Origin of the sequence: Flagellimonas marinaquae (assembly GCF_003992675.1) — a bacterium.
GTDB classification, from domain to species: Bacteria; Bacteroidota; Bacteroidia; order Flavobacteriales; family Flavobacteriaceae; genus Flagellimonas; species Flagellimonas marinaquae.
Genome location: NZ_RZMZ01000015.1, coordinates 928015 through 950589 on the forward strand (window position 1 = coordinate 928015; position 22575 = coordinate 950589).

Consider the following 22575-nt stretch of genomic DNA (forward strand, 5'->3'; position numbering starts at 1 on the left):
GCCTTTCATGGAGCAACCTGGGCAGCACGAAAGGTATAAAATTGAAAAAGGCCCTGCTTTTTACAACAAGACCCTTTTACGAGAACACTATATGAAAATGAAAAAAATACTTTCTGATTTAATTACACTGCTAAAGTAGGTGCTCAGTTCCAAGTGTGGAAAATATTGTTGTGAACTAGGTTGATGTTGTGGTCACACCCTTACCAAAATGTGGTCGTCAAAAAAAACGCCTCCAATGGAGGCGCTTATATATCTGATGAAAAAGTTCTTTTAACTGTTCATAGAGGATAAAATGAATTCTTTAAAGTCCTTGGAAATGGGAATCAAGTTATTGTTGATCATAATATCCTTGGAATTGATGGCATCAATATGGTCCACATTAACAATGTAGGACTTGTGTGCCCTGTAAAACTTGTTTTTGGGTAATTTTTCCAAATAATCCTTCAATGGGGAACGTACCAAAAACTTTTTATCTGCCGTATTCACTTCCAAATAAACGTTGTCCGCCTTAATGAACTGGATGTCACTAAACTGTATACGGTAATATAGATGTTGTTTCTTGACGAAAATGGAATCTTTCAAAATGGAATTGGATGTAATTTCGTCCGCGGCATCATCATCTTCCATCTTTCCCACTCCCTTTTTATTGTAATTGAAATTGGAAAGCGCTATCTCAATGGATGTATACAGGTCCTGTTGTTCAAAAGGTTTTACCAAATAGCCGTCCGGTTTAACCGTTTTGGCATTCTCCACGGTAGCACGGTCGGAATTCGAGGTAACAAAAATGAAAGGAATATTGTAGGTTTCCCGTATGTGTTTGCCCAAATCGATTCCCGTCTTGTCCGAAGCTAAGATGATATCGATAAGTACAAGGTCCACATGGTTGTTCTTCAGGACATCTACGGCTTGTTCGTACACAATAACATTGTCCACGATTTCATAACCGATTTCCTCTAACATGGATTGCATGTCATCTGCGATGATGACATTATCCTCTACGATCAAAATTTTTATCGGATGTTCCAAGTTCCTTTAAGTTTATTTGGTTGTAATCAAATTTACAAAAAAATATTAACTGAAATTAAGAATAATACAGCTAACAAAAAGGTGCTTAGAGCTACTTTCTTGAGTTCGGGATCCAAATCTTTAGGGTTTTGCGTTTTGACCACTTTTCGCAAATGAATCAGCAGTGGCACAAAGGCCAACATGAAAAAGCTCGATTTCACCCCAAAACGTTCTACCCAAATAAAGGCAGCAAAACATAAAAGGGAGGTAACAATCAGAAAACCATGATAGATTTTGCCCTTATCAAAACCCATTTTTACCACAAGCGTTATTTTACCATGCTTTTTGTCGGAAACCATGTCCCGTAAGTTGTTCAGGTTAAGAACGGCAACACATAGCAAACCAATGGAGGCTGCCGGTAACAGTGCCATATAATCCAATGATTTGGTGTACAAAAACATACTGCCCAAAACACCCAACAAACCAAAAAACAGGAATACAAAAAAGTCTCCCATGCCTCGATATCCATAGGCATTGGAGCCTACCGTGTATTTTATGGCGGCCCAAATGCTGAGCAGCCCAAGTGCGAAAAACAGAACGATATAAGGTAGATTTTCCAAACCAAATGCCTTGTAAATAAGTACTAAAGCAATAAGTAGGGTCAATATGGCGGAAACAATGATTCCCATTTTTAGGGAATCCCTCGTAATGATGCCGCTTTGAAGTGCACGCGCAGGTCCAATCCTATCCTCGTTATCAGTCCCTTTTACACCATCCCCATAATCGTTGGCAAAGTTGGAAATCACCTGAAAACCAATTGTGGTCAACATTGCCAAAACAAATATGACGGCACTAAAGTGGCCTTGATAGGCAGCCAGTGCAGTGCCTACAATAATCCCTGATAAAGAAAGTGGGAGTGTACGAAGTCTAGCCGCTTGTATCCAAGCTTTTGTGTTTCCCAAGTTTAGTACGGATCTTCAATTTTGATACGCTGACCGTCTTTGTAAGAAGCTACAAACGCATCCTCAAAACCAATTTGAACCAAAAATTTTCTGAACTTTTGGGCCTCCTCCAAAGTTTCATAATTGCCCAAAGAGTAAGCGTAAAAAGGATTGGTCTTTACAAAAAGTGTATTGGTCAAAGCTTCCGAGGCCAAGGTCACATTGTTGTCCACAAAGGACTTTACTTGAACGGAGTAGATTTTTTCCTTGTTCAAAAACTCTTTGGCCAAGTAAAATTCTTTGACCAAACTTAGTTCTTGGTTTTGTTTCTTCAGATTATCGATTCGGGCCTTTATTACCTCCAAGCTATCCAAGGAGAATAGCACATTGCTTTGACCCTCAAATTGTTGTTTGCTGCTCAATCCAGCGGTAAAAGAGGTAATGGCAAGTGTTCCGATAACAAACAGGCCAACAAATCCCAACAAAATATTGCGCTGTAACCTGATTTTGCGTAAATCCTTGTTCTTGAACTTGATCTGATCAAGAAGTCTTTCGTTGATAATCTGGGCCTTATCTATATCCTTATGAAGGTCCAACAAATCGCTTTCTTCAATAAAAGGCATATGTGCAGGGGTTATTAAATTATGCCACACTAAAAGGGTAGCAACCAATAAGTTAATCTGAATCCTTACAAAAGTAAAATTTTTGCCTAAAGAAAAAAACTTTACCTCGCTAAAGCTACTAAAAATAAGGTCTGGGCATCGTTTTTAGCTTAAAGCAACCGTATGCCATCTTCTTGGATGCTTATTTTTCGTTGGCGGTACAAAATCCCCACCCCTTTTTTGAAAGCTTTTTTGCTCAAATGAAGGGTCTTTTGGATGGTATCTGGAGACGATTTATCGTGCAAGGGCAAAAACCCTCCGCTTTGTACAAGTTTGTCCAAAATCATTTTGGCGGTAGGTTCCAGCATTTTTGCACCAATGGGCTGAAGTGAAATATCCAATTTTTTATCGTCCCGTATATTTTTCACAAACCCTTTAAAACGATCGCCCACGGAAATTGGTTTGAAGATATCACTGTCAAAAATGAGTCCTTTGTGGCGGTTATCCACAATCGTCTCCCATCCTAGTGGTGTTTTCCGATATACCAACAGGTCTACCTCATCATTTTGATTGTATTCCATGTTGTCGTTGGACAAAAACTTATCTACCCTACTGGAGCCGGTCAAGCGCATACTTTCCTCATCCATATAGCAATGGACAATGTATTTTTCGCCTTCTTCCATTCTAAGGGACTGTTCCCTAAAAGGCACAAGCAAATGTTTTTCCAATCCCCAATCCATAAATGCGCCATAAGCCCCAACTTCGACCACCTTCAAATAGGCAAAACCGTTTCTCACGATTTTAGGCTTCAAGGTAGTGGAGATAGGGCGCTCCGCATTGTCCAGGTAGCAGAATACGTCCATTTCCTGATCTATCTGAAAATCCTCGGGCACATATTTATTGGGCAACAAGATCTCCGTGCCTTCGTCATCTCCCAAGAAAAGCCCTATACTGGTGCTCCTGAGCACCTTAAGGGTGTTATAATTTCCCAATTCTATCATGCCGTAAAGGTAGTTGTAAAAAACGGGTATAAAAAAAGCTGTCCCTAATCGAACAGCTCTTTTTTGATGGCATACCTCTTAATTGTAAACCGATTCCTTTCCAAAGTGCTTGGCCAAAATATAGTAAATGACTGCACGATGCTTGTTCTTTTCCGATTGTCCATACGTATCGATAACACTATTGATGGACTCCATTAACGCTGGGGTATCGGCAAGCCCCAATTTTTTGATCAAGAAATTGTTTTTTACCGTTTCCAATTCCTTTTCATCAGAACCGGATACTTTGGATGCATCCAAATTGTAGATGGCAGGGCCAAGTCCAACGGCTACTTTGGTCAACAAATCCATATCGGGATCCTGTCCAAATTTACTTTTGATGTCCGCTGCGTACTTTTCGATTAATTCGTCTCTTTTACTCATAATCTGTTAGTGTTCTAGTTTGATTTACAGTTAAGCTTCTAAGATATAAAATCGAAGTACCCAAGCAAAATTTTATTGTTCAAAACCCGTGGTGTGGCGACTTCCAAGATTTTTGGCTTTTCCGATTTGGAGTAGAATTCCTTGAGGGAATCTTCAAGTTGATCTTCATTGTCCACCTTCAAATAGTCGAACCCATACATAGAGGCCAAATGTTCTGCAGTTAGTTTATGGCTGGTCTCAAAAAAGGTCTCGAACTCTTCGGTCTCTTCCATTCCCGGTAAAATCCTAAATATACCTCCCCCCGAATTGTTCATGAGCACTATCCTAAAGTCAGGTCGCATATACGTGTTCCACAGCGCATTACTGTCATAAAAAAAGCTAAGGTCACCTGTAAGCAATACCGTTGGTGTTTCGCTATAAATAGAGCTTCCCAAGGCCGTGGAACTACTGCCATCGATACCACTGGTACCCCGATTACAGTATACTTTCAATGATTTGTCCAAAGCAAAGAGTTGGGCATAGCGCACCGTGGAACTGTTGGCCAAATGAACTTGATACCCTTTGGGTATTTTTTTGATGATGTGATGGAATGCGGAAAAATCCGAAAAGGGAATCTCTTTGAGATAGTCTTCACGCTTCCTTTCGTAAATAGCTTTTTTGGTTTCCCAAAACCGCTTGTAATGGTTTTCGCCAAAAGATTCAGAAGCTACTTCCTTAAAAAACCGATTAGGGTTTGTTTTGATATGCTTTGACAGACAATAAAAGGTATTGTTCGCCTTTTTCACATCCACATGCCAGTGTTGTTTGGGCTTGTATTTCCGTAAAAAGGCCTTGATTTTTTTGGACACGATCAGTCCGCCAAAGGTAACCAACAGGTCAGGCTGTAAAGCATTGAACAATTCTTCCTTGTTCTTGGATTTTTCAATGGGCGCTATAATGCTATCGATGCTTTCAAAAAATTCTGGATGATGCAAATTGGAGGTCGTTTCCGTAAACAATACCGTATCGGAATCGTTGGCCACCATATGCAACACCTCTTCTTCCAACGCATTGGGATGGTTAACACCCGCCAAAACCATTTTCCGGGGACTGCTTCTCCAAATGGCCGCCAATGCTTCCCAGTCTTCCTCTTCGCCATTGTCCATAACTTCGGAAAATGCATATTTCTGGAGTTCCACTGAAGGCTCCTCTACCCTTCCGTACAGGGGTTCCTCAAAAGGAATATTGATGTGTACCGGATATTTCTCATCAAAGGCAACCGCAAGCGCTTTGGCAATCTCCCTTTCGTTATATTCCTGAACCTTTTCTTGGTTTTCAGTCAATAAATGTGGGCCGTATTTTGAAATGGTTTCCGTGGCGTGCGAAACATCCTGCTTCAAATTGGCCGAATAACCGATATGCTTTTCCATCACATTTTCTTGCCGAATGGTCTGTCCATCCCCAATATCGATGCGATAGCTCGGTCTATCCGCAGAAACCACTATCAAAGGAATATCGCTGTAGTAGGCCTCTGCCACTGCGGGATAAAAGTTGAGCAAAGCACTTCCCGAGGAACAGATTACGGCGACCGGTTCACGCAAATGCTGGGCCATGCCCATGGCAAAAAACGCGGCACAGCGTTCGTCCACAATACTGAAACACTTAAAAAACGGATTTTTTGTAAAACTGATGGTCAACGGGGCATTTCTGGACCCCGGAGAGATAACTATGTTCTTAACGCCCCTTGTTTTAAAGTACAATACCAAGGTCTGCGCTGCCGGAATATCTGAATATGTCATGGACTACAAAAATACGCTTTCTCCAAATTAATTCCTTACTACAACTGGCTCCATTTTACAAAACACCAAGCATGGTCTTGCTTTTGTTTTGGGTTTCAACCCATTCGCTCTCGGGGTCGGATGCTTCCGTGATTCCACCCCCCACAAAAATAAAAGCTCTGTCACCCTTCAATTCCATACAGCGCAGGTTCACAAAGAGGGCTGTTTCCCCATCTTGGGCAAGGTTCAGTTCTCCCAAAAAGCCCGTGTAGTAGGTTCTTTCATAGTTTTCGTTAGATGCGATGAATAACTGTGCCTCTCCGGTTGGGATGCCACAAACCGCTGGGGTCGGGTGCAAAGCCTTGATCACTTCGCGCACCTTTATATTGGGCAACATGGTACCTCGAACTTCAGAGCGCAGGTGCCACAAATTACCTGCCCGGACCGATTCTGCTTCATCAATCTCAAGCACCTCCATGGCATGGGCCAATTTATCCCCAATGTATTCGGAGACCATCTGCTGCTCTTGGATTTCCTTTTCGCCCCATTGGGGTTCTTCTGTTTCGATATGTGGAAGGGTCGCCGCCAGGGACATGGTACGTAATTGCCTGTTTTGAACCTTTACCAATGTTTCCGGTGTAGCTCCGCACCACGTATCTATCTCGGGATGGTGGAACAAATAGCCAAATGCACTGGGATAGGTGTTCAGGAGCGTCTTGAAAATCCCAAGAGGCGATTGGGAAATGGGAACTTCCATTTTTCTGGATAATACCACTTTTTGCAATCTTCCCTTTTTTATTTCCGCTATTCCACGCTTCACCAATTGCAAATGGGCCTCTTTTCCAGATTCATCCAAACTAAAGCTGGCCGTATTTTGAGACTTCCCGGGAATATACTCAGCTGTCCAAAACGCATCAGGTTGCACAAGTATGGCCTTGTCCGTCTTGTCAAAGGGCGCAAAAACAAAACCACTTTCCGTAAAATCCTTGGTCACGTTTAAATCTTTGCTGGACTGAAAAACACCATAAATCTGGGCTGCATCAGGTTTTCGATAGAGGGCAAAGGGCAAACCTTTTTCCAGACTCTCCCCTACCTTACTCCATATGGTGTCGAGTTCTTTATTCTCTAGGTAATGCAATGGTGGTCAATTTACAGTTGGAGATGAGTTGGCCTTCTTCGTCCGTAATTTTTATTTCCCAGAGCTGGGTGGTCCTTCCCTTGTGCAAAATGGATGCCTTGGCATACACAAAACCTTCTTTGATGGACTTTACGTGATTGGCAGCAATCTCGATACCGCGTACAGCAAACTTTTGACCGTCCAAAAAAATGTACGATGCGGCACTTCCTACACTCTCGGCAAGGGCAACAGAGGCCCCTCCGTGGAGCACTCCGTCCGGCTGATGAACTCTTGGGGTCACTGGCATTTTTGCCAAGAGAAAATTTTCCCCCACATCCACGTAGGTAATATCCAAGGTTTCCATTAGGGTGTTTTTGCAAATTTCGTTGCAAACGGACAAAATCTTCTCTTTGTGTTCGTTCATCGTTCTACTTTTTTGTAAAATTACACAAAGCTCAGGCAATAGCGAATAAAGTATTACCAATCATGTCCAACGTAGAAAAAACGGTAACCTATTCCACCGAAAACACCTATCTGACGCAGAACGAATTAACTTCAAAAACCAAGAACGTTTGGCTTATTTTTCATGGTATCGGTTATCTGAGCCGCTACTTTGTCAAATATTTTGAAGGATTGGATACTGAGGAAAACTATCTCATTGTCCCTCAGGCACCTTCCAAATACTATTTAAAAAACGAGTACAAATATGTTGGTGCATGTTGGCTTACCAAAGAAAACACGGCCATCGAGGTAAACAACGTCCTTAATTATATCGATGCAGTTTTGGAAGCTGAGCATATTCACGAGCACGTAAATCTCATTCTCTTCGGGTTTTCACAAGGAGTCTCCGTTGCCACTCGTTGGCTGGCAGGCAAAAAGTTTCGTTGTAAACTAGTGGTGCTTTACGCTGGCGGCATTCCGAATGAGCTGACCGCTTCCGATTTTAATTTTCTGGACTTTACCGCTACCCAAATAAAGATTATTTATGGTGACCAAGATGAATTTCTTACTCCAGACCGTTTAAAAGGGGAAAAAGTCAAAATTGATACATTGTTTCAAGGCCATGCCGAAATTATCACCTTTAAGGGCGGGCATGATGTAAAGCCTGAAATCGTAGAGAAATTATTGGACTGACCAGCCGCCCAATTTTGGCATAAAAAGCTTTACAATGCAAAAGAAGCAGGTAACAAGCTAGTTAGAGGTCTGTTCCTTGGGTGTCTCTTCTTTATAATATTCAATGATACGGGTAGTATAACTATTTCCCGGTGTCACGATTTTTTTTACCCAATTACTGGGGGTATGATTATCAAACTGAAAAATATATTTGTCCGTTGATTCCGTATTTACGGTTTTATGGACCACTTTGCTCAGTACTCCTTCGGAATAGTGGTAAAATCGTTTTTCTTGGGAAACAAATTCCTTTTCCGCCATATCGTATAAAAAATCTTCGCTGGTCACCAATTTGTCCGCCTCATTGAAGACTTCCTCGTTGGCTGTGTTGGGCTCTCCATCAATATATTCCTTGGTGAGCACCACTTTTTGAGTTTTGTTTCCAACCTTTTTGGTGGATGTTCGCACCGATTTTTGCAAGATTCCATTGGTGAAAGTACTCACCGTTTCCTCATTTTTCACCGTGGCGTAGTCAAAAGTAGTTTCGTCCACACCTTCGCCGTTCGATGTAATAATCCGTACCAACTTGCCTTCCTCATCGTAGTGGTATTGTTGTTGTTCCAAAAACTGCTTGTCGTACGAAATAATTTTTTCGGTAACGGTCAAGGTTGGAACGGTATCAAGCTCATAAAAATTGGCCATGGAAGTGGATTCGTCCAAAACGTTGTTCTTGTAACTTTCCATGCGTTTCTCCAACAATTCCCCATTATGATACTTGTAGTAAGTGATATCCTGGTCCGTATCGTTGTATTGGGTCACTGTTTTGGTCAGCACCCCTTCCTTATTGAATTCGAACAATTCCTTGCCATAATTGGTGGAGACCAAACACGATTTCACCTTTCCGTTAAGGTCAAAGTCCTTTAGCGTAAAAATTTGTGCTTCTTGGGACCACATCCCGAAGACGACGAACAATGACAGAAATAATGAAATATGGCAGTGTTTTTTCATGTTGTAAAATTAATCGTAAAAACAACAACTGAAAAATCTTAACGGCATATATCATGCCCGAATCGGTTAGAAATGACCTAAAATTTACGTTGGGGGTCAAAAGGGCCGATACCCATGGAAAGTTCTTGGCCAGAAATCATCTCAGTGACCAATTTTCCGGTGGCCGGTCCCAAGCTCCAACCCATCATGGCATGGCCAGTAGCTATGGTCAGGTTGTCCATATCTTTGATTTTCCCGATGTAAGGAAGTCCATCGGGAGAAACAGGGCGCAGGCCACATTTGGCGTCAGCCTTGGCTTTCTCGGGAATCCTAAGACCTTCATAATAACTTTCCACTCCTTTGGCTATGGCCTCTACCCGCTCCTTGCGAATGGTATGGTTGATTCCTGAAAATTCCATGGTACCTGCAAATCGGGTAAAACCTTCCATTGGAGTCACGGCAATTTTTTTCTCCATCAAAATGGCAGGCAAGGTGATATTTGTCGGTTCCTCCATGTTGATTCGATAACCTTTTCCTGCTTGCAAAGGCAATTTTATTCGGATTTTTTTTGAAAGATGGGATGTCCATGAGCCAGCGGCCAAAACAATCTCATCGGCCGAATAGGTACCCTGCTCCGTCCGCACTTCTGTAATCCGTTTGCCTACAACAGACAGGTCGGTTACGCCTTCGTTTTTACGTACATCTACCCCACTTCTCATGAGATAGTCCAACAAATTCTTCATGATCAGCGGTGGTGTGGTATGCCTATCGCATTCCCAAAGAATGGCCCCTTTTGCATTTATGGCTACGTCGGGTTGCAAGTCCTGCAATTCCTGTTTGGTCAACAATCTACCGTATAAACCCAACTCCTTTCCTTTTTCCACCACTTCCATTTCGTGGTCACGGGCCTTATCAGTCTGGAACATCATCAGTAAACCTTGGTTGCCAATTTCAAAGTGACCCAAATCTCCAGAAGCTTGGATTCCTTCAAACAAATCTCGGCTCAAAAGGTTGATATCACGAATCACCGGCATCGCTTTTTCCACCTTCGCTTTGGTGGACGATTTTTTAAAGTACCATGCCCATTTTATAAAATCGATATCCCATCTGGGCTTCATGTAAAAAGGACTGGATGAATTGAACATATATTTGATTCCTTGAGTAATCATACCCGGAGATGCCAGCGAAATGATATGGCTTGGTGTCAAATAGCCTGCATTTACAAAGGAAGCACCCGCAGAAATATGCGATTTGTCCAGTACGGTTACCTTATGCCCTTCTTTGTGCAAAAAATACGCAGTAGAGAGGCCAACGATGCCTCCTCCAATCACAATCACACTTTTGTTCTTGCCCATATTGCGCCATTTAATGGTTACCCCAATTGGGAGTGGAAAGATACACAAAGGACTTGATTATGTTAAAATGGATGATGTCATTTCTTTCGCCAACTTTTAATTACTTTTGGGAGATTTTGAAAACCAACTCTAATGAAAAAATTACTTCTATTGATGCTGGGGTTATCCTTGGCATGCAATTCTTACCAAAAAACCGTTTCCGAAGCTGCCAAAACCATGGTAGATCCAATGACTTATGCCGAAACGATTACGGAAGCCGATCTTAAAGAACATTTATATACCTATGCTTCCGATGAATTTGAAGGCAGGGAAACCGGTAAACCGGGACAAAAAAAGGCGGTGGAATACATTAGGGCGCATTATGCCTCTTTGGGAGTTCCTCCGGCACAATCCAATGGAGATTACTTTCAAAAAGTGCCTTTGGAAGTATCAAAAGTCCCTCAAGGAAGCTTGAGCTTTAATGGTCAAAACTTTGAACTGGGCAAAGAGGTAGTGACCTTTACCTCAGCTCAGGGAACTTATAATGAGATTGTGTATGCAGGGTACGGTATTGAAGATGGGGACTATTCCGATTATAGCGGCATCGATGTGTCGGGCAAATTAGTACTGATGAAGGCCGGTGAGCCTGTCGATAGCAACGGGAACTATGTGTTGTCCGGTACTTCAAAAAAATCGGAATGGAGCAATCTATCCGAATCCATAAGTAAAAAGGCATCTATTGCCAATGACAAGGGCGCCAAAGGCGTTCTCTATCTCGATGTTCAAAACTTTCCAAGGTTCAGGGGTTACTTTGATTTTATTGGGAGCAATGATAGTGGAAGAATGCAGCTAGCTGGGGATACCGACAACCCCATGCTACTTATTTTGGACACGCCCGCTGCACAAGCCCTTAAGTCCGATATTGAGGAAGATGATGTTCCTAAAATTTTACAGGCCAACATCAATTTGAATTTGACCAGCGGAAATGACCAAGTGGATTCCGAAAATGTGGTGGCTTTCATCAAAGGAAGCGAAAAACCAGAGGAATATGTGGTGATTTCTTCCCATTTGGACCATATCGGGGTGACTGCGGATGGACAAATCAATAACGGTGCGGATGATGATGGCTCGGGTACCGTGGCTATGCTGGAAATTGCACAGGCTTTCAAAAAAGCGGCCGATGAAGGGAACGGACCCAAGCGCTCGGTAGTTTTTCTCCACGTAACAGGAGAGGAAAAAGGACTTTTGGGGTCACGGTACTACACCGACGTAGACCCTGTTTTTCCTTTGGAAAATACGGTGGTGGACCTCAACATTGATATGATCGGACGAATTGACCCCAACTACAAGGGAGCTAGAAATTATCTTTACCTTATTGGTTCGGACAAGTTGAGTACGGAATTGCATAATCTATCCGAGGCGGTGAATAAAAAGTATACCAACATCGAGTTCGATTACACCTACAATGATGAAAACGACCCCAATCGTTTTTATTACCGAAGCGACCATTACAATTTTGCCAAAAACAATATCCCTATCATCTTTTATTTTAACGGAACCCATGCGGACTATCACCGACCTGGCGATACTCCGGATAAAATCAATTACGACCTGTTGGAAAACCGCGCCCGCCTTATATTTTACACGGCTTGGGAAATTGCCAACAGACCTGGTAGATTGGTGGTTGATAAGGCTGCTGATTAAGAGATTGATCGTAAAAAGTAAAGAGGCTGTCTAAAAATCGATAATATTAGAACCTTGTCAGGTTGAGCGCAGTCGAAACCCTTTGATTATCAATACATCTTAAGTTCTCGACTGCGCTCGAACTGACACGTAAACAGCCTTTTGGATAGCTTTTTTGTACGCATATGTAAGGTTACACAAAGTAGTTCTGCAACACCTGTGAGTCTACCAGTTTGACACGAGAATTACCTCAGAAACTGTAGCTATGACCAAAAGTTATGGTAAGCTCATTTTGGTTATTGTTTGAAATGGACCTAAAGAGTTGGATGATGTTCAAATGGAAGTTGTGCTTCTCTTTGAACACGTAGTTCAGGTTCGCCCTTAGATTGGTCACTTGGGTCAAAGCTGTAGCCGAATTACTAGTATTGTATGATGCACCCAAATTGGTATTTAAGGTGTTCTCCAAAAACTGTTTGTTCACATTTACAGTCGGTCCCCAAGTGGTTGTGTTTTCGGTGCCAATGGTGTTCAAGGTTCCATTGAACGCAGTGGTTAGGTTCATGTTTCGGTTGGGCAAACCCAACGTATAGGATATATTTCCGTTGTGAAAGGTAGAAGCGTTCCCCACCCGGACCACACCATTTTCTTCGTTGGATACATCGGCCAAGGCATAATTTAGATTGATGTTGTGCTGCACCTCCTGCTTTTGGGCGAGCACATAATTGATGTTCATATTGGCGTTTTGGGACAACTGCCTATAGTTGATTACCTCCGCTGCGTCGTCCAGTAAATTGTCATCATTAATTATCTCAAATTGGTCCACACGACTATTGGTAAAGGTGGTAAAATTGGAGTAAGACCCGCTTATTGCCAAACGTTCAGATGCGTTATACGCTGCATTGATAGAACCAACCATTCTGTTCATGGCCCGCTCCTTTTGATTTTTAAGGTCATCCCGCTGATAACCAACACTAAAACCCAAGTTCACCTTTTTATCGAACAAGTTGGTGGTACTATTCAAGGTGATGTTCTCAAAGTCGTTGTTAAAAAAGTAAGCCCCAAATGTTTGATAGCCCGGTGCGATGCGTTCGTAGGCCAAACCCAAAACAGATGTTTCAAAGCGATAGTCCAATCCGGCACGTATGGCATCAAAATATTCGGTCGATGCTCGCTCCTTCAACAGCAAGCCGGCCATATTTCCCTTCCATTCGTCCAAAGATACAGCTCTAAGGTCCTGTGTGACCCCAGAAGTGGCGTAGACGGTATGCAGTTGCAAATTTTCTCCAATTTTATAGGTCCCTTCCAAGCTGAGCACCATGTTTTCCTTTGCGGTCAGTTCTTGTTCCTCGGGTACAGTACCGATGGAATTGATGTCATCTTTTGCATAAAAAACAATGATTCCAGCACTGTACCTATCCTGCTCATACCCCACTTTTACCCCATAGCCCATACGCTGAAAGGCAGGAATGGTCAGTGGGTCGCCATCGAATTCCGTGGCTCTCAAGAACCTCCCACCCATCGCACTCACCTTCCAAGGCCCTTTTGGGGTCAGCTCCACCCCGCCCCCGGTAAATTGATGCCCATTTAAGGTGTAGGGAGAAAAGCTCATGGCCACACTTCCTACATGGGCCTGTATCCATTTGTATTTGGGATGTAGGCTCAACCTGTTTAAATTAAAGGGCAAATTATAGTTGAGCTGTTCCCCTTGGTTGGAATAACTGTAACTAATGGGCATACTAAACTGGTAAAAGGACAGATTCAAATTACCTTGAAGAAAATAGGTAAATGGTTCACGGGCACTTTCTAGGTTGGCATTGTAAAAAACGCCGTTGGAGGAAATACCCCCGCCCAATTGAAAGGCCTTGCCCCTGCCCAAAGTTTCCAAATCGACGGTTTGGGCGGATGCGAGACACATAAAGAGCAATACGCCAAAAGTGGTACAACATAATTTTTTAAGGTAACAGGACATTCGTAGGATTGAATTTGAAAAACAGCTGTATTTCATCTCTTAAATCCCTTAAAGCACGGAAGATTCTGAACGTGCCTTAAGGGATATACAATAAGCACCATGAGAAAAATTAGAACTGATGAGATGAAATCAATTGGTTATTTTCATTGATGAATACACGGTTATCCACCACATCAACAAGGTAATTTGGGGTTTTATCCAACAAGTCGATGGTTTTTTCGACCTCGCCAGTGGCTTTATTCAGCATGTAAATGGAATGTTTGGTAGGACTTGTTTCGCTTTTGACCTTTGTCACCAAAATATGATGGTCGCGAGTTTGCTTGGAATTGAAGTATCTGGTGCTTGTTACTTCTAAGATGGGTTGCATGGAAGCGCCATTATCTACATAAAGTCCGGCCACCAGGGAAGTTTGCTGTCCTGCTCCATTTTGGTCCAGCGTATTGCGATATACGCCGTTGGACAAATCGGTAAGCATAGCGATGTTTTGAATGGAGCCACCGATGTCCAAATCAACACCCAAAAGTGCACTTCCGGCAAAATCTCCCAAAGCAATCAATGCATTTGTGGAGGATGGAGGGTCGTAGTGGTTAGAGTAAATCAAACTACCCTCTGTGGACAGAAGGGAAACATGCTGATCTGTAAATAGAAAATATCCTTTGCTCCTTATATATTCGGCCTGTAGGGGTGTTTTTTTGGTTACCTTTTCCAAATCGATATTCTGGGCAAATTGGTCCATATCCCCCGTTGTCAAATCAAATTTATAAGCATTTCCATTTTCAAAAATGACAACCTTGTTCTCATCTTCATCAAACGTAACCGCTGGGATAGCACGAAACTTTAGATCCTTTTTCCATACTTCTTTCCCTGTTTCGTAATCGATGATGTTTGAGCGTTCCGTTGAAATATAGATGACCCCTTTGTCCGTCAAGCTATTGTAATAAGCGTACCCAACTGTTTTGGTGCCCCATACCTTTTTGCCGTCGGCATCTACCCGTTCCATTTGCCCCAATTTTTCTCCCTTGCCAATGGCTATAAAATCGGTTCCGTTGGGAATAACCTCGGTCAATGGGTCCATCTTGTAGCTTTTTTTCCATAGTAAATCATTTGTTTTGGGGTCTATGATATTGAAGCCTTCCGTTTCCACCAAAATCAAATTATCGGTATCATCATCCTTCACCAAATCAATCATATATCCCCTTAGTTTTAGTTTACCCGGGGTAATATCGTTTCCTGTTTTAGGATCAAGGATGGTTAAACGTTTGGACTTTTTGATACCGACATAAATACTGTTGCTGACCGGTGAATAAACCAGAGCTTTTATCTTTTTTTCTGCACCATAGTTCCACAATGGACTTCCATCTTTTGGATCAATCACATAGATTTCGTCATCTATACCAATGATCATATTCCCATCTTGGTCAAATTGTGGTTCGTGGTCTATGAAAGAAACTCCGCCAAAAGCCCTTTGCAACAAGTTTTCTTTGTTTTTACCAACAGGTGTCATCCATTCTTCGGTCCAAGTCCTGAGGCTGAATTTCATGAGATACCTCATCTTGTCCTGAACCAACTCGAACAAGATCATGGCCTGTTCCGGATATACCGTAAACCCTTTTACTTTGTAATCATTTTCCTTTGTATCAAATAAAATATCGCCATTGCTGGAGTTCATAAGAACACCGCGCTGCTTACCCAAAATGGAAGTGTATTCCACATAAAACATCGGCAGTTCTGGAATATGCAATAAGGTATTTTTGTCCACTGCTTTGAGCGTCTCGTTGAACCAAACTTCGGCCCCGGTGTTATTGTCCAAAGCCATGAGACCTTTATCCCCGGCAGCTAAGATCAGACCATCATTGGTCTGTTCTATCCAGCCTACTTTGTAAAGTTTTTCATTTAGGTTGATTTCCCAGAGTTTTTCTTGGGCCTGTGTGGTAGTAATCCACAATGCCAATAGTAGCATTAGGTGTTTGTTACGTAGCATAAGTAAAATTTTTAATGGTTAATGTTTATTTCTTCCATACTCCTTTTTGGAAGAAAATTGATTTGGGGGGTTATGCTGCGTTTTTGATATTGATGGTTTAAATCATATCGGACCTATTCGTTACTACAATTATCATTGAGAATATCTTCAATAGTTGGGTTATATAAATTTTCTACAACTGTATAAGAGCCTGAAAAATTGTTATTTATAAGGGTTGTTAGCCCACAAAAGTCGTTCAAAGAATCATTGTTCCGTATACTTACTACATCCACGGATGTTAGGTTGGCTATACCATCTAAATTTTGTATAGAATCACAATGGACAATCTGTAATAGTTCTATTGAAGTTATACCTTTAAGGCCATCCACATTTTGCAATTCATCACAAAAATTGATAATCATTTCTCCATTAAAAGATGTCAGATTTTGAAGGCCATTAATATCAAAAAGACGCTCATTATCCATTAACCAAACATTACCTTCAACTGTTTCAAGATTGTTCAAACCATTCAAGTTGATAAGATTTGGGTTGTTGTTAAATACTAGGGAGCCTCCAATTGTTGTGAGGGAATTCAAATCAAACACATTGTTCAAATTTTCATTTTGAACAATCCTTACACCCCCTCCTGTCGAAATCAAATTATTGAATCCTTGTAAGCTCGTAATGGAATTGTTTTCTGTGATTTGAATTCCACTTTCCAAACTTTGAATATTTGAAAAAACACCTAGTGAGGTTATTTTGGGGTTATAACTTACATTAATAAAACTAGTGACCATGATACCCTCCAGGGCACTTATATCCTCAATATTTGGATTATCGAAAATAATACACTTGTTTACATTACCAATGTTATTTAACCCTTCAAGGGTTTGTAGCGTACTTGTTGCAGATATGGCCAAATTCCCACCTATGGTTTCTAAAGTATTTAAACTCGATAAATCAATGATAGGGTCTTCAAGATCATCCCCTTTGGTTATTCTTAAATCCCCTGTAATTTCCCTGTACTTATTAAGTCCAAATTCATCTACTTCTTCTTGACTTCTTAACTCAACACTACCAACGAATATATCTTCGTCCACATCGTTTATGGTGATAACAATAGCACTTTCTTTAGAAACGTTTCCATTTTCTACTTTTATTTTTCCGGTAATACTGGTATTTGTTTCAAAATCATAAATGGAAGTGTTATCCACATATAGCTGACCTGTTTTAGCATCAATTCGAAAAGCGCCAACTGGGATTTGTTCTATTATGGAAAATGTGACACCGCCTTGGTTTGTTGTACCCGGAACAGTACCAATAAATTGATTTTCCGTAGGGTTCTCATCTATGGTAAAGGTCTTATCTACAGTGTTGACCGTTACTATTACTTCTTCTGATTTCGGATCATCCTTACTGCATGAACTACAAAGCGTGAAAAGGACAATTAGTACTGAAAAATAGAGCTTGGCCTGTATTTTAGCATTACAACCCTTTTCTCTATGAAGTACTGCATAATTTTTACGTAGCATAAGTATAATTTTTAATGGTTAATGCTTATTTCTTCCATACTTATTTTTGGAAGAAAATTGATTTGGGGGGTTATGCTGCGTTTTATTTTGGTGGGTTTAGCTCATTTATTATTGATTTATGGTTATGTTTACTCCTTGCTCAGTGTTTTTGACATCAGCGCGACGCTTCGACAAGCTTGGTGCAGGTGTTTGCGCTAGCGGGCGTAGTTTTTCAGTCAACAGGAGTTTTACTTATCGGTATTATCGGTAATTCATGGCTAATATTGGAAAACACGTCCAATACTATTTCTTTCTTTTTTCCATAAGTATCGATGAATTTCCAGTTATTTCCCTCATCAATTGAAATTGCAATTATTGAGTATTCAACCAGCATCTTTCCTTCAGGTGACTCTAACAACATTTCTTGGGTAATACTACACTGTAATTCATTATTTCTTTTTAAAAATTTAGAAGGATCTTTGTAATCTATTTCAAGAAAAGAAAAACCTTCATCCCTTTTTTTATCAAATTCTTCTCTAAAGATTTTTATAGCATTGTTTTTTCCTCCCATACTTTCAATGGTAAAACTATCTATATAGTTCACATAAGAATCTATATCATTTAATATGAAAGAATTTTTCATTTCATTTAGTTGTTGGTTTAGTTGATTATTGCTTGTTTGACTTAAACAAAAATTGTATGTAATGACTACGATACTAATTGCAAAGACTTTTTTCATATTGTAAGTATTTATGGATTTATTGCTGTAAAATAATCTAGAGGAGGTTTTCTATTACTAAATCCTTTAGATGATTTTTCTATTCTGTAGGAAATATTGATATCCTACATATCTCTTTGGATTTTTCGTCAATCTGGAAAATCAATTGTTTGTATTCATTCAGGATATAAACTCCAACATATGAACCTCTATCTGTAATGTCTTCATCTATTTTATATTGATAAAACCTATAGGATTCAGGAAAAAGCTCCTTGAGTCTTTCCACTCCATCTCCGATAAAAATATCTTGATTCTTGACCGTTAATCTTATTGCAGTATTGGAGAAAGCAAAGTTGTTGAAGAGGTATCTACCATTCTGATAGTCTTCAAACCTTAAAAACCCAAAGCCAGTAATTTCCTCCTTCTTTATTTTGCATTCTTCAAAAGATGAGCAGCCATAATTTAAGCTCAAAGAATATGCCCCTCTATCTATATCAGATTCAAATTCTACTTTTCTATCTGGTTTTCCAAAAAGTGTTATCACTTCGTCAGTTGTTGTTGGGAACCTAGATCCATTAAGCATAATTTCCTTTAACAGAATACTATCAGTAGGATATGAATAATCTGATGGCAAGTAATTGGTTTTGTCTTCTTGTGAATAGGTGAAAGTTATAATTTGAAAAAATATACCGAGAAATAAAATTCTTTTAATCATAATATTATCTTTAGTTAATTGGTAATCCATTTGTATCAAATTTAGTCCCTAAATAGTCATTAGGATTTTCTGTTTTATTGTTAACCCTTATTTGTAGGTGTAAGTGAGGTTCGTTACTCGCATACATCCCGCCCTTTTTACCTGCGTTACCATTCCTTCCAGTAATGCCGATAATATCACCTTGTTTTACGCTATCCCCAACCTTTACATTGATTGCATTTAAATGGCAGTATCTAATCACAACTATTTTCCCATTTATTTCAGACCGAATTTGAATATCATTTCCTAATGATCCAACATAGCTTTCCGAATATCGATACTCTTCTTTTGCACTACTATGATAAACATCTCTACCTATCTTATCAAATAAAGAAATTACGGTACCTGCATACATACTGTAAAGTTTCGTGTCCTGTTCTGCATAAATATCCATCCCACCATGATATTTCAGTCCTTTTTCACACTTTCTATGTTCCCCGTTCCGTGTACATCCGAAAGTTCCTCCTTTCTTACCACTTGCACCAGGACTTGCGATTTCCATTTCAACCAATGGATCTCCAGGTTTGGGTCTAATTTCTTTCTCTACATCATAACCCCAAGGATCCATTACATTATTTATATGATGCTGTGTTCTGTCCTGATCATCACAGACTAGGGCGAAGCGTTCTCCAGTTAGAAAAGGATTTAGTTTTATTTCCTTTTGCTTAATAGCATCAATAACATCCTGCACTTTGGCAGGAAAAAACAAACCAAACTCTGCAAAATGCAGTATGTAATAAAACTTTCCTGCGGTAATATTTTCGGTGACCTTTTTTGCGCTTCGTGCTGTATAGCTTACTTTCATTTGTCGTCGGGCATCAAGTTTAATCAAGTTAATCCGTATATCGTGCCAAGTAGGGCTATCTTGGGCACTTAAAAAAACGGTTTCGATGTTTCCGAGTTTGTTGTAGGCTTCTTCAATGGCAGAGGATAACCTTTCAGTGTACTGATTCTTTAAGTTTCCCAAAACATCCCCAATCATTTTTTCATATTCATTAAAAGCTTCATTATATGCCTTGTCATTATTGGCCAGTTCAACTGATTTTTGATCAACGATTTCCTGTACTGAGTCAATTGACTGGGTATCCCAAGCCAGACTGTCTCCAGATTTCAAAGTTTTTATTTGTTCTTTTAAGTCCTCGACTTCTTTGTTTTTGGCCTTCCAAGTTGCGAGTTTAATTTTGAACTCCTCAAACTTTTTCATTGGGGCTTCCAAACTTTCTTCTTTCAACGCTAGGAGTTTTTTTATGTCCAATTCATTGGATTTATATATGGGTATTTCAGCATCTATCTGCTTTAAATCTATACGTACTTTTACTTCCTTGTCATCTGAGGTGGCAAGATGGAGATAGTAGGTGGCCGTTTTCTTTTTCGTGTTTTTTACTTCCCTCATCAAGGTTTCCATACTGGTGTAAATGGTATCCTTGGGTGTAGGGGACGCATGGCATATAAAGCCCCAACATAACAGGGCAAAGAAGGTTAAGTTTTTCATTTTCTAAAAGAGTTTGGTAGATAGGGCTATTTTTTCTGTAATGGTTTCAATGAGTATTTCTTTAACTTCAAAAATCAGTTCACTTCTTTTTACGTTCTCTTCCAATCGGTTGTAGATATAAACACCCAACTTTTCGCCTTCATTCTCCAATAAATTGCCCAGTTCTTGGGTGCCTTCGTCTGTTTGCAGATTGGTAGAGATATAGCTCAACATCTGCCAACGTTCATATTCAAAATGTTGTAGCAAATCCTGTTCATTAGTGGTAGCTGCAACTGGCTGCAACACATTGGTTAATTGGTCCAACCTGGAAGCGTTCAACTCCATAGTTTCGCCTGTTTCGGTTACCACAATGCTTTCTTCACCAAATTGATTCAATCCATTGTTCAAATTATCGTCACTTTCGCGCACAATTTCCTTTAAAGCATCCTTGATGATAGAAGCATACGCCTTTAAGAAATCGTCCCTTTCCTTCTCTGCATCTTTAAGTTCGTTCTGTGCAGCTTTAAAATCATTTTTTGCTTGATCGGCCAATTCTTGATTTCCATTGGCAATCGCTGAATCATACTGCTCCTTGGCAGCGTTCATTTTTTCAGTGGCTGACTGTAGTTTTTCGGCGATGGGTTGTGGAAGTTCTTCTTGAGCTTGTTGCACCAGCATTTCGGTCAACGTTTTGATGTTCTCTCGTGTGGCACTATCAATGCCAATGTTTGATAGCAACTCAACCAATTGGGCAAAAGTCATTTCTATATCCGCAATCGCCTGATCCACATCCACAATCCCAGACCACTCCGCGTCATAGCTCGTCTCCACCATGCCCTCCACCAATTGGTAATCAGTGTTGATCTTGATGTTCTCGAACTCCACACGTATTCGGCTGAATTTGCCCAAGTTCACTTGCCCTCCACTTACCACGTTGGCCACATCCAACACTTCCTTGATGCTTTCCAAAAATGGCAGGATAATATAGCCCCAGCCTGTGTAATAGCCGTTGCTGCCCGTTGCTGCCCTGACCACTACCGGAAAATCCCCTGCCGTAAACACCTCGTTCACCCCAAGGTTGAACAAAGGCTCTTGGTTGCCGATCTCAATTTCGGGCGGGATGCCGCAGTTGTAGTAGGCCATCTCGGCCTCGGTGGGGGTGGTAAACTCGTGGATGGGCGAAAAAGAAATTCCTTCTCCACTACCTTCTCTCCCTTTGGGGGAGACCGGGAGGGGGCTACAGTCCCCGCCTACCCTAAACTCGTAAACGGTGCCCGGTTCCAGGTTGCGGATAATGGCCTCGTTCGTCCGCGACCACAGCCCGAACCAGTCCCCATAGCCTTTTTTACGGTACTGTATCCGATAGCGCAGCTGTTCGCCCATTTGCCAGGTAATCCGCACCGTTCGCGCGTTCTGCGCTTCCGACAGCACAAAGCGGGGCGGGTGGCAGTCGGCACGGTAGGTAAAATGGTACACCTCGCTCATCCCGCTGTTACGGAACAGGGAGGTCTCCGTAAAGCCGTCGCTCACAAAGGCGCGTACCTGCCAGCCGTAGGTCCTGCCCTCCAAAAGGGGCGTCTGTGCGGGACCGTAGTGCAGCGTGTTGGCAAAGGTGGTGGTCTGGTACAGTGGCGGTGCGGCAAAAAAACTGGCCTGCGGGTCCATGCCCGTGTCCCACAGTTCCTTTAGGGTGAACTCGTACTGTACCCCAGCGGCGTTGATGTGCCTTGGGGTCCAGTTGAAAATGAGGTTCTGCGGCTGCTGTGCCGTCACCACATCGCCGCGAAAGGGAACGTTGAGCAGGGGCGGGTCGTTGAGCTGTAGATAAATATTGGCGCAGCTATTATTGGAGATGCGCTGGCCCGAAAACTGGTCGTACACCTCAAAGCAGAAACGGTACTGCCCTTCGGGCAACTGCTGCCCGTACTGCTGCGGACTGATGCCGATCAAATTGTTCAGCTCAAAGTAGGGCCTAAGGTCGAAGTTGGACAACCGCAGGTTGACCCCACCATTGAGCACAATGGGCGCGGCGCCCGCCACAAAGTCCACCGTCCGAAAACTGATTCCGGGGCCTTCCACGTTCATCCGTAAGCGCACACGTCTACCGGATTCCATAGCATCGGTGAGCAATAGGTTCACAAAAAGCTTTTCACGGGTGCTGGTAGCGTAGTCGGACAACCGAAAACTGTAGGGCGGCAAAATTTGTGGGGTGACCTGTACGGGGAAGATCTGGGC

19 protein-coding genes are annotated in these 22575 nt (G+C 41.5%); 2 read left to right on the forward strand and 17 right to left on the reverse strand.

What is annotated here, in order from left to right:
* Positions 1-270: 270 nt before the first annotated feature.
* The 8 genes from EO130_RS13585 to EO130_RS13620 form a co-directional block, all read right to left on the reverse strand.
* Positions 271-1026 carry a LytR/AlgR family response regulator transcription factor gene (locus EO130_RS13585; RefSeq protein WP_127142041.1) on the reverse strand — a complete coding sequence of 252 codons (756 nt, stop codon included), beginning with the start codon at positions 1024-1026 and terminating at the stop codon, positions 271-273.
* A gap of 32 nt (positions 1027-1058) precedes the next feature.
* Positions 1059-1967 carry a 1,4-dihydroxy-2-naphthoate octaprenyltransferase gene (gene menA, locus EO130_RS13590; protein ID WP_127142042.1) on the reverse strand — a complete coding sequence of 303 codons (909 nt, stop codon included), beginning with the start codon at positions 1965-1967 and terminating at the stop codon, positions 1059-1061.
* A gap of 2 nt (positions 1968-1969) precedes the next feature.
* A complete protein-coding gene (locus EO130_RS13595) occupies positions 1970-2569 on the reverse strand; it encodes an SPOR domain-containing protein (protein ID WP_127142043.1) in 600 nt (199 codons plus the stop codon).
* Between the two features lie 149 nt (positions 2570-2718).
* Entirely contained in the window at positions 2719-3549 is an 831-nt protein-coding gene (locus EO130_RS13600) for a CvfB family protein (RefSeq protein ID WP_127142044.1), read from the reverse strand.
* Between the two features lie 78 nt (positions 3550-3627).
* On the reverse strand, positions 3628-3969 hold the full coding sequence (locus EO130_RS13605; protein ID WP_127142045.1) for a DUF2853 family protein: 342 nt from the start codon (positions 3967-3969) through the stop codon (positions 3628-3630).
* 38 nt (positions 3970-4007) lie between these two features.
* Positions 4008-5747, reverse strand: coding sequence for a 2-succinyl-5-enolpyruvyl-6-hydroxy-3-cyclohexene-1-carboxylic-acid synthase (menD, locus tag EO130_RS13610; protein WP_127142046.1), 1740 nt, complete (start codon positions 5745-5747; stop codon positions 4008-4010).
* Positions 5748-5802: 55 nt separating this feature from the next.
* Entirely contained in the window at positions 5803-6864 is a 1062-nt protein-coding gene (locus tag EO130_RS13615; RefSeq protein ID WP_241244360.1) for a chorismate-binding protein, read from the reverse strand.
* Positions 6845-7267: a PaaI family thioesterase gene (locus EO130_RS13620; RefSeq protein WP_127142047.1), complete on the reverse strand. Its 423-nt coding sequence runs from the start codon at positions 7265-7267 to the stop codon at positions 6845-6847. The genes EO130_RS13615 and EO130_RS13620 overlap by 20 nt, the downstream gene beginning before the upstream one ends.
* 62 nt (positions 7268-7329) lie before the next feature.
* Between EO130_RS13620 and EO130_RS13625 the strand changes: the two genes are divergently transcribed.
* Positions 7330-7977, forward strand: a complete 648-nt coding sequence (locus EO130_RS13625; RefSeq protein WP_127142048.1) for an alpha/beta hydrolase — start codon at positions 7330-7332, stop codon at positions 7975-7977.
* Between the two features lie 57 nt (positions 7978-8034).
* Here the strand turns inward: EO130_RS13625 and EO130_RS13630 are convergent, their stop codons facing one another.
* Together EO130_RS13630 and EO130_RS13635 are read right to left on the reverse strand one after the other, a co-directional pair.
* The gene (locus tag EO130_RS13630; protein WP_127142049.1) at positions 8035-8961 is read right to left on the reverse strand and encodes a hypothetical protein; all 927 of its coding nucleotides are present in this window, start codon (positions 8959-8961) and stop codon (positions 8035-8037) included.
* A gap of 77 nt (positions 8962-9038) precedes the next feature.
* A complete protein-coding gene (locus EO130_RS13635) occupies positions 9039-10295 on the reverse strand; it encodes an NAD(P)/FAD-dependent oxidoreductase (RefSeq protein WP_127142050.1) in 1257 nt (418 codons plus the stop codon).
* Between the two features lie 132 nt (positions 10296-10427).
* Here EO130_RS13635 and EO130_RS13640 point away from each other — a divergent pair, with 132 nt between their 5' ends.
* Complete coding sequence (locus EO130_RS13640; protein ID WP_127142051.1) at positions 10428-11978, forward strand: M28 family peptidase; 1551 nt, start codon at positions 10428-10430, stop codon at positions 11976-11978.
* Positions 11979-12207: 229 nt separating this feature from the next.
* Here EO130_RS13640 and EO130_RS13645 read toward each other — a convergent pair whose 3' ends face one another.
* From EO130_RS13645 to EO130_RS13675, 7 genes are all read right to left on the reverse strand, one after another.
* A complete protein-coding gene (locus EO130_RS13645) occupies positions 12208-13926 on the reverse strand; it encodes a hypothetical protein (RefSeq protein WP_127142052.1) in 1719 nt (572 codons plus the stop codon).
* Positions 13927-14035: 109 nt separating this feature from the next.
* Entirely contained in the window at positions 14036-15907 is a 1872-nt protein-coding gene (locus EO130_RS13650) for an outer membrane protein assembly factor BamB family protein (RefSeq protein WP_127142053.1), read from the reverse strand.
* Positions 15908-16020: 113 nt separating this feature from the next.
* Positions 16021-17418: a cadherin repeat domain-containing protein gene (locus tag EO130_RS13655; RefSeq protein WP_127142054.1), complete on the reverse strand. Its 1398-nt coding sequence runs from the start codon at positions 17416-17418 to the stop codon at positions 16021-16023.
* A 211-nt stretch (positions 17419-17629) separates the two neighbouring features.
* Positions 17630-18136 carry a hypothetical protein gene (locus EO130_RS13660; RefSeq protein WP_127142055.1) on the reverse strand — a complete coding sequence of 169 codons (507 nt, stop codon included), beginning with the start codon at positions 18134-18136 and terminating at the stop codon, positions 17630-17632.
* A gap of 79 nt (positions 18137-18215) precedes the next feature.
* On the reverse strand, positions 18216-18860 hold the full coding sequence (locus EO130_RS13665) for a hypothetical protein (protein ID WP_127142056.1): 645 nt from the start codon (positions 18858-18860) through the stop codon (positions 18216-18218).
* A complete protein-coding gene (locus EO130_RS13670; RefSeq protein ID WP_127142057.1) occupies positions 18841-20361 on the reverse strand; it encodes a M23 family metallopeptidase in 1521 nt (506 codons plus the stop codon). The genes EO130_RS13665 and EO130_RS13670 overlap by 20 nt, the downstream gene beginning before the upstream one ends.
* A gap of 3 nt (positions 20362-20364) precedes the next feature.
* Positions 20365-22575, reverse strand: a 2211-nt coding sequence (locus EO130_RS13675; protein WP_164732939.1) for a fibronectin type III domain-containing protein, incomplete at its 5' end; no start/stop codon positions are given.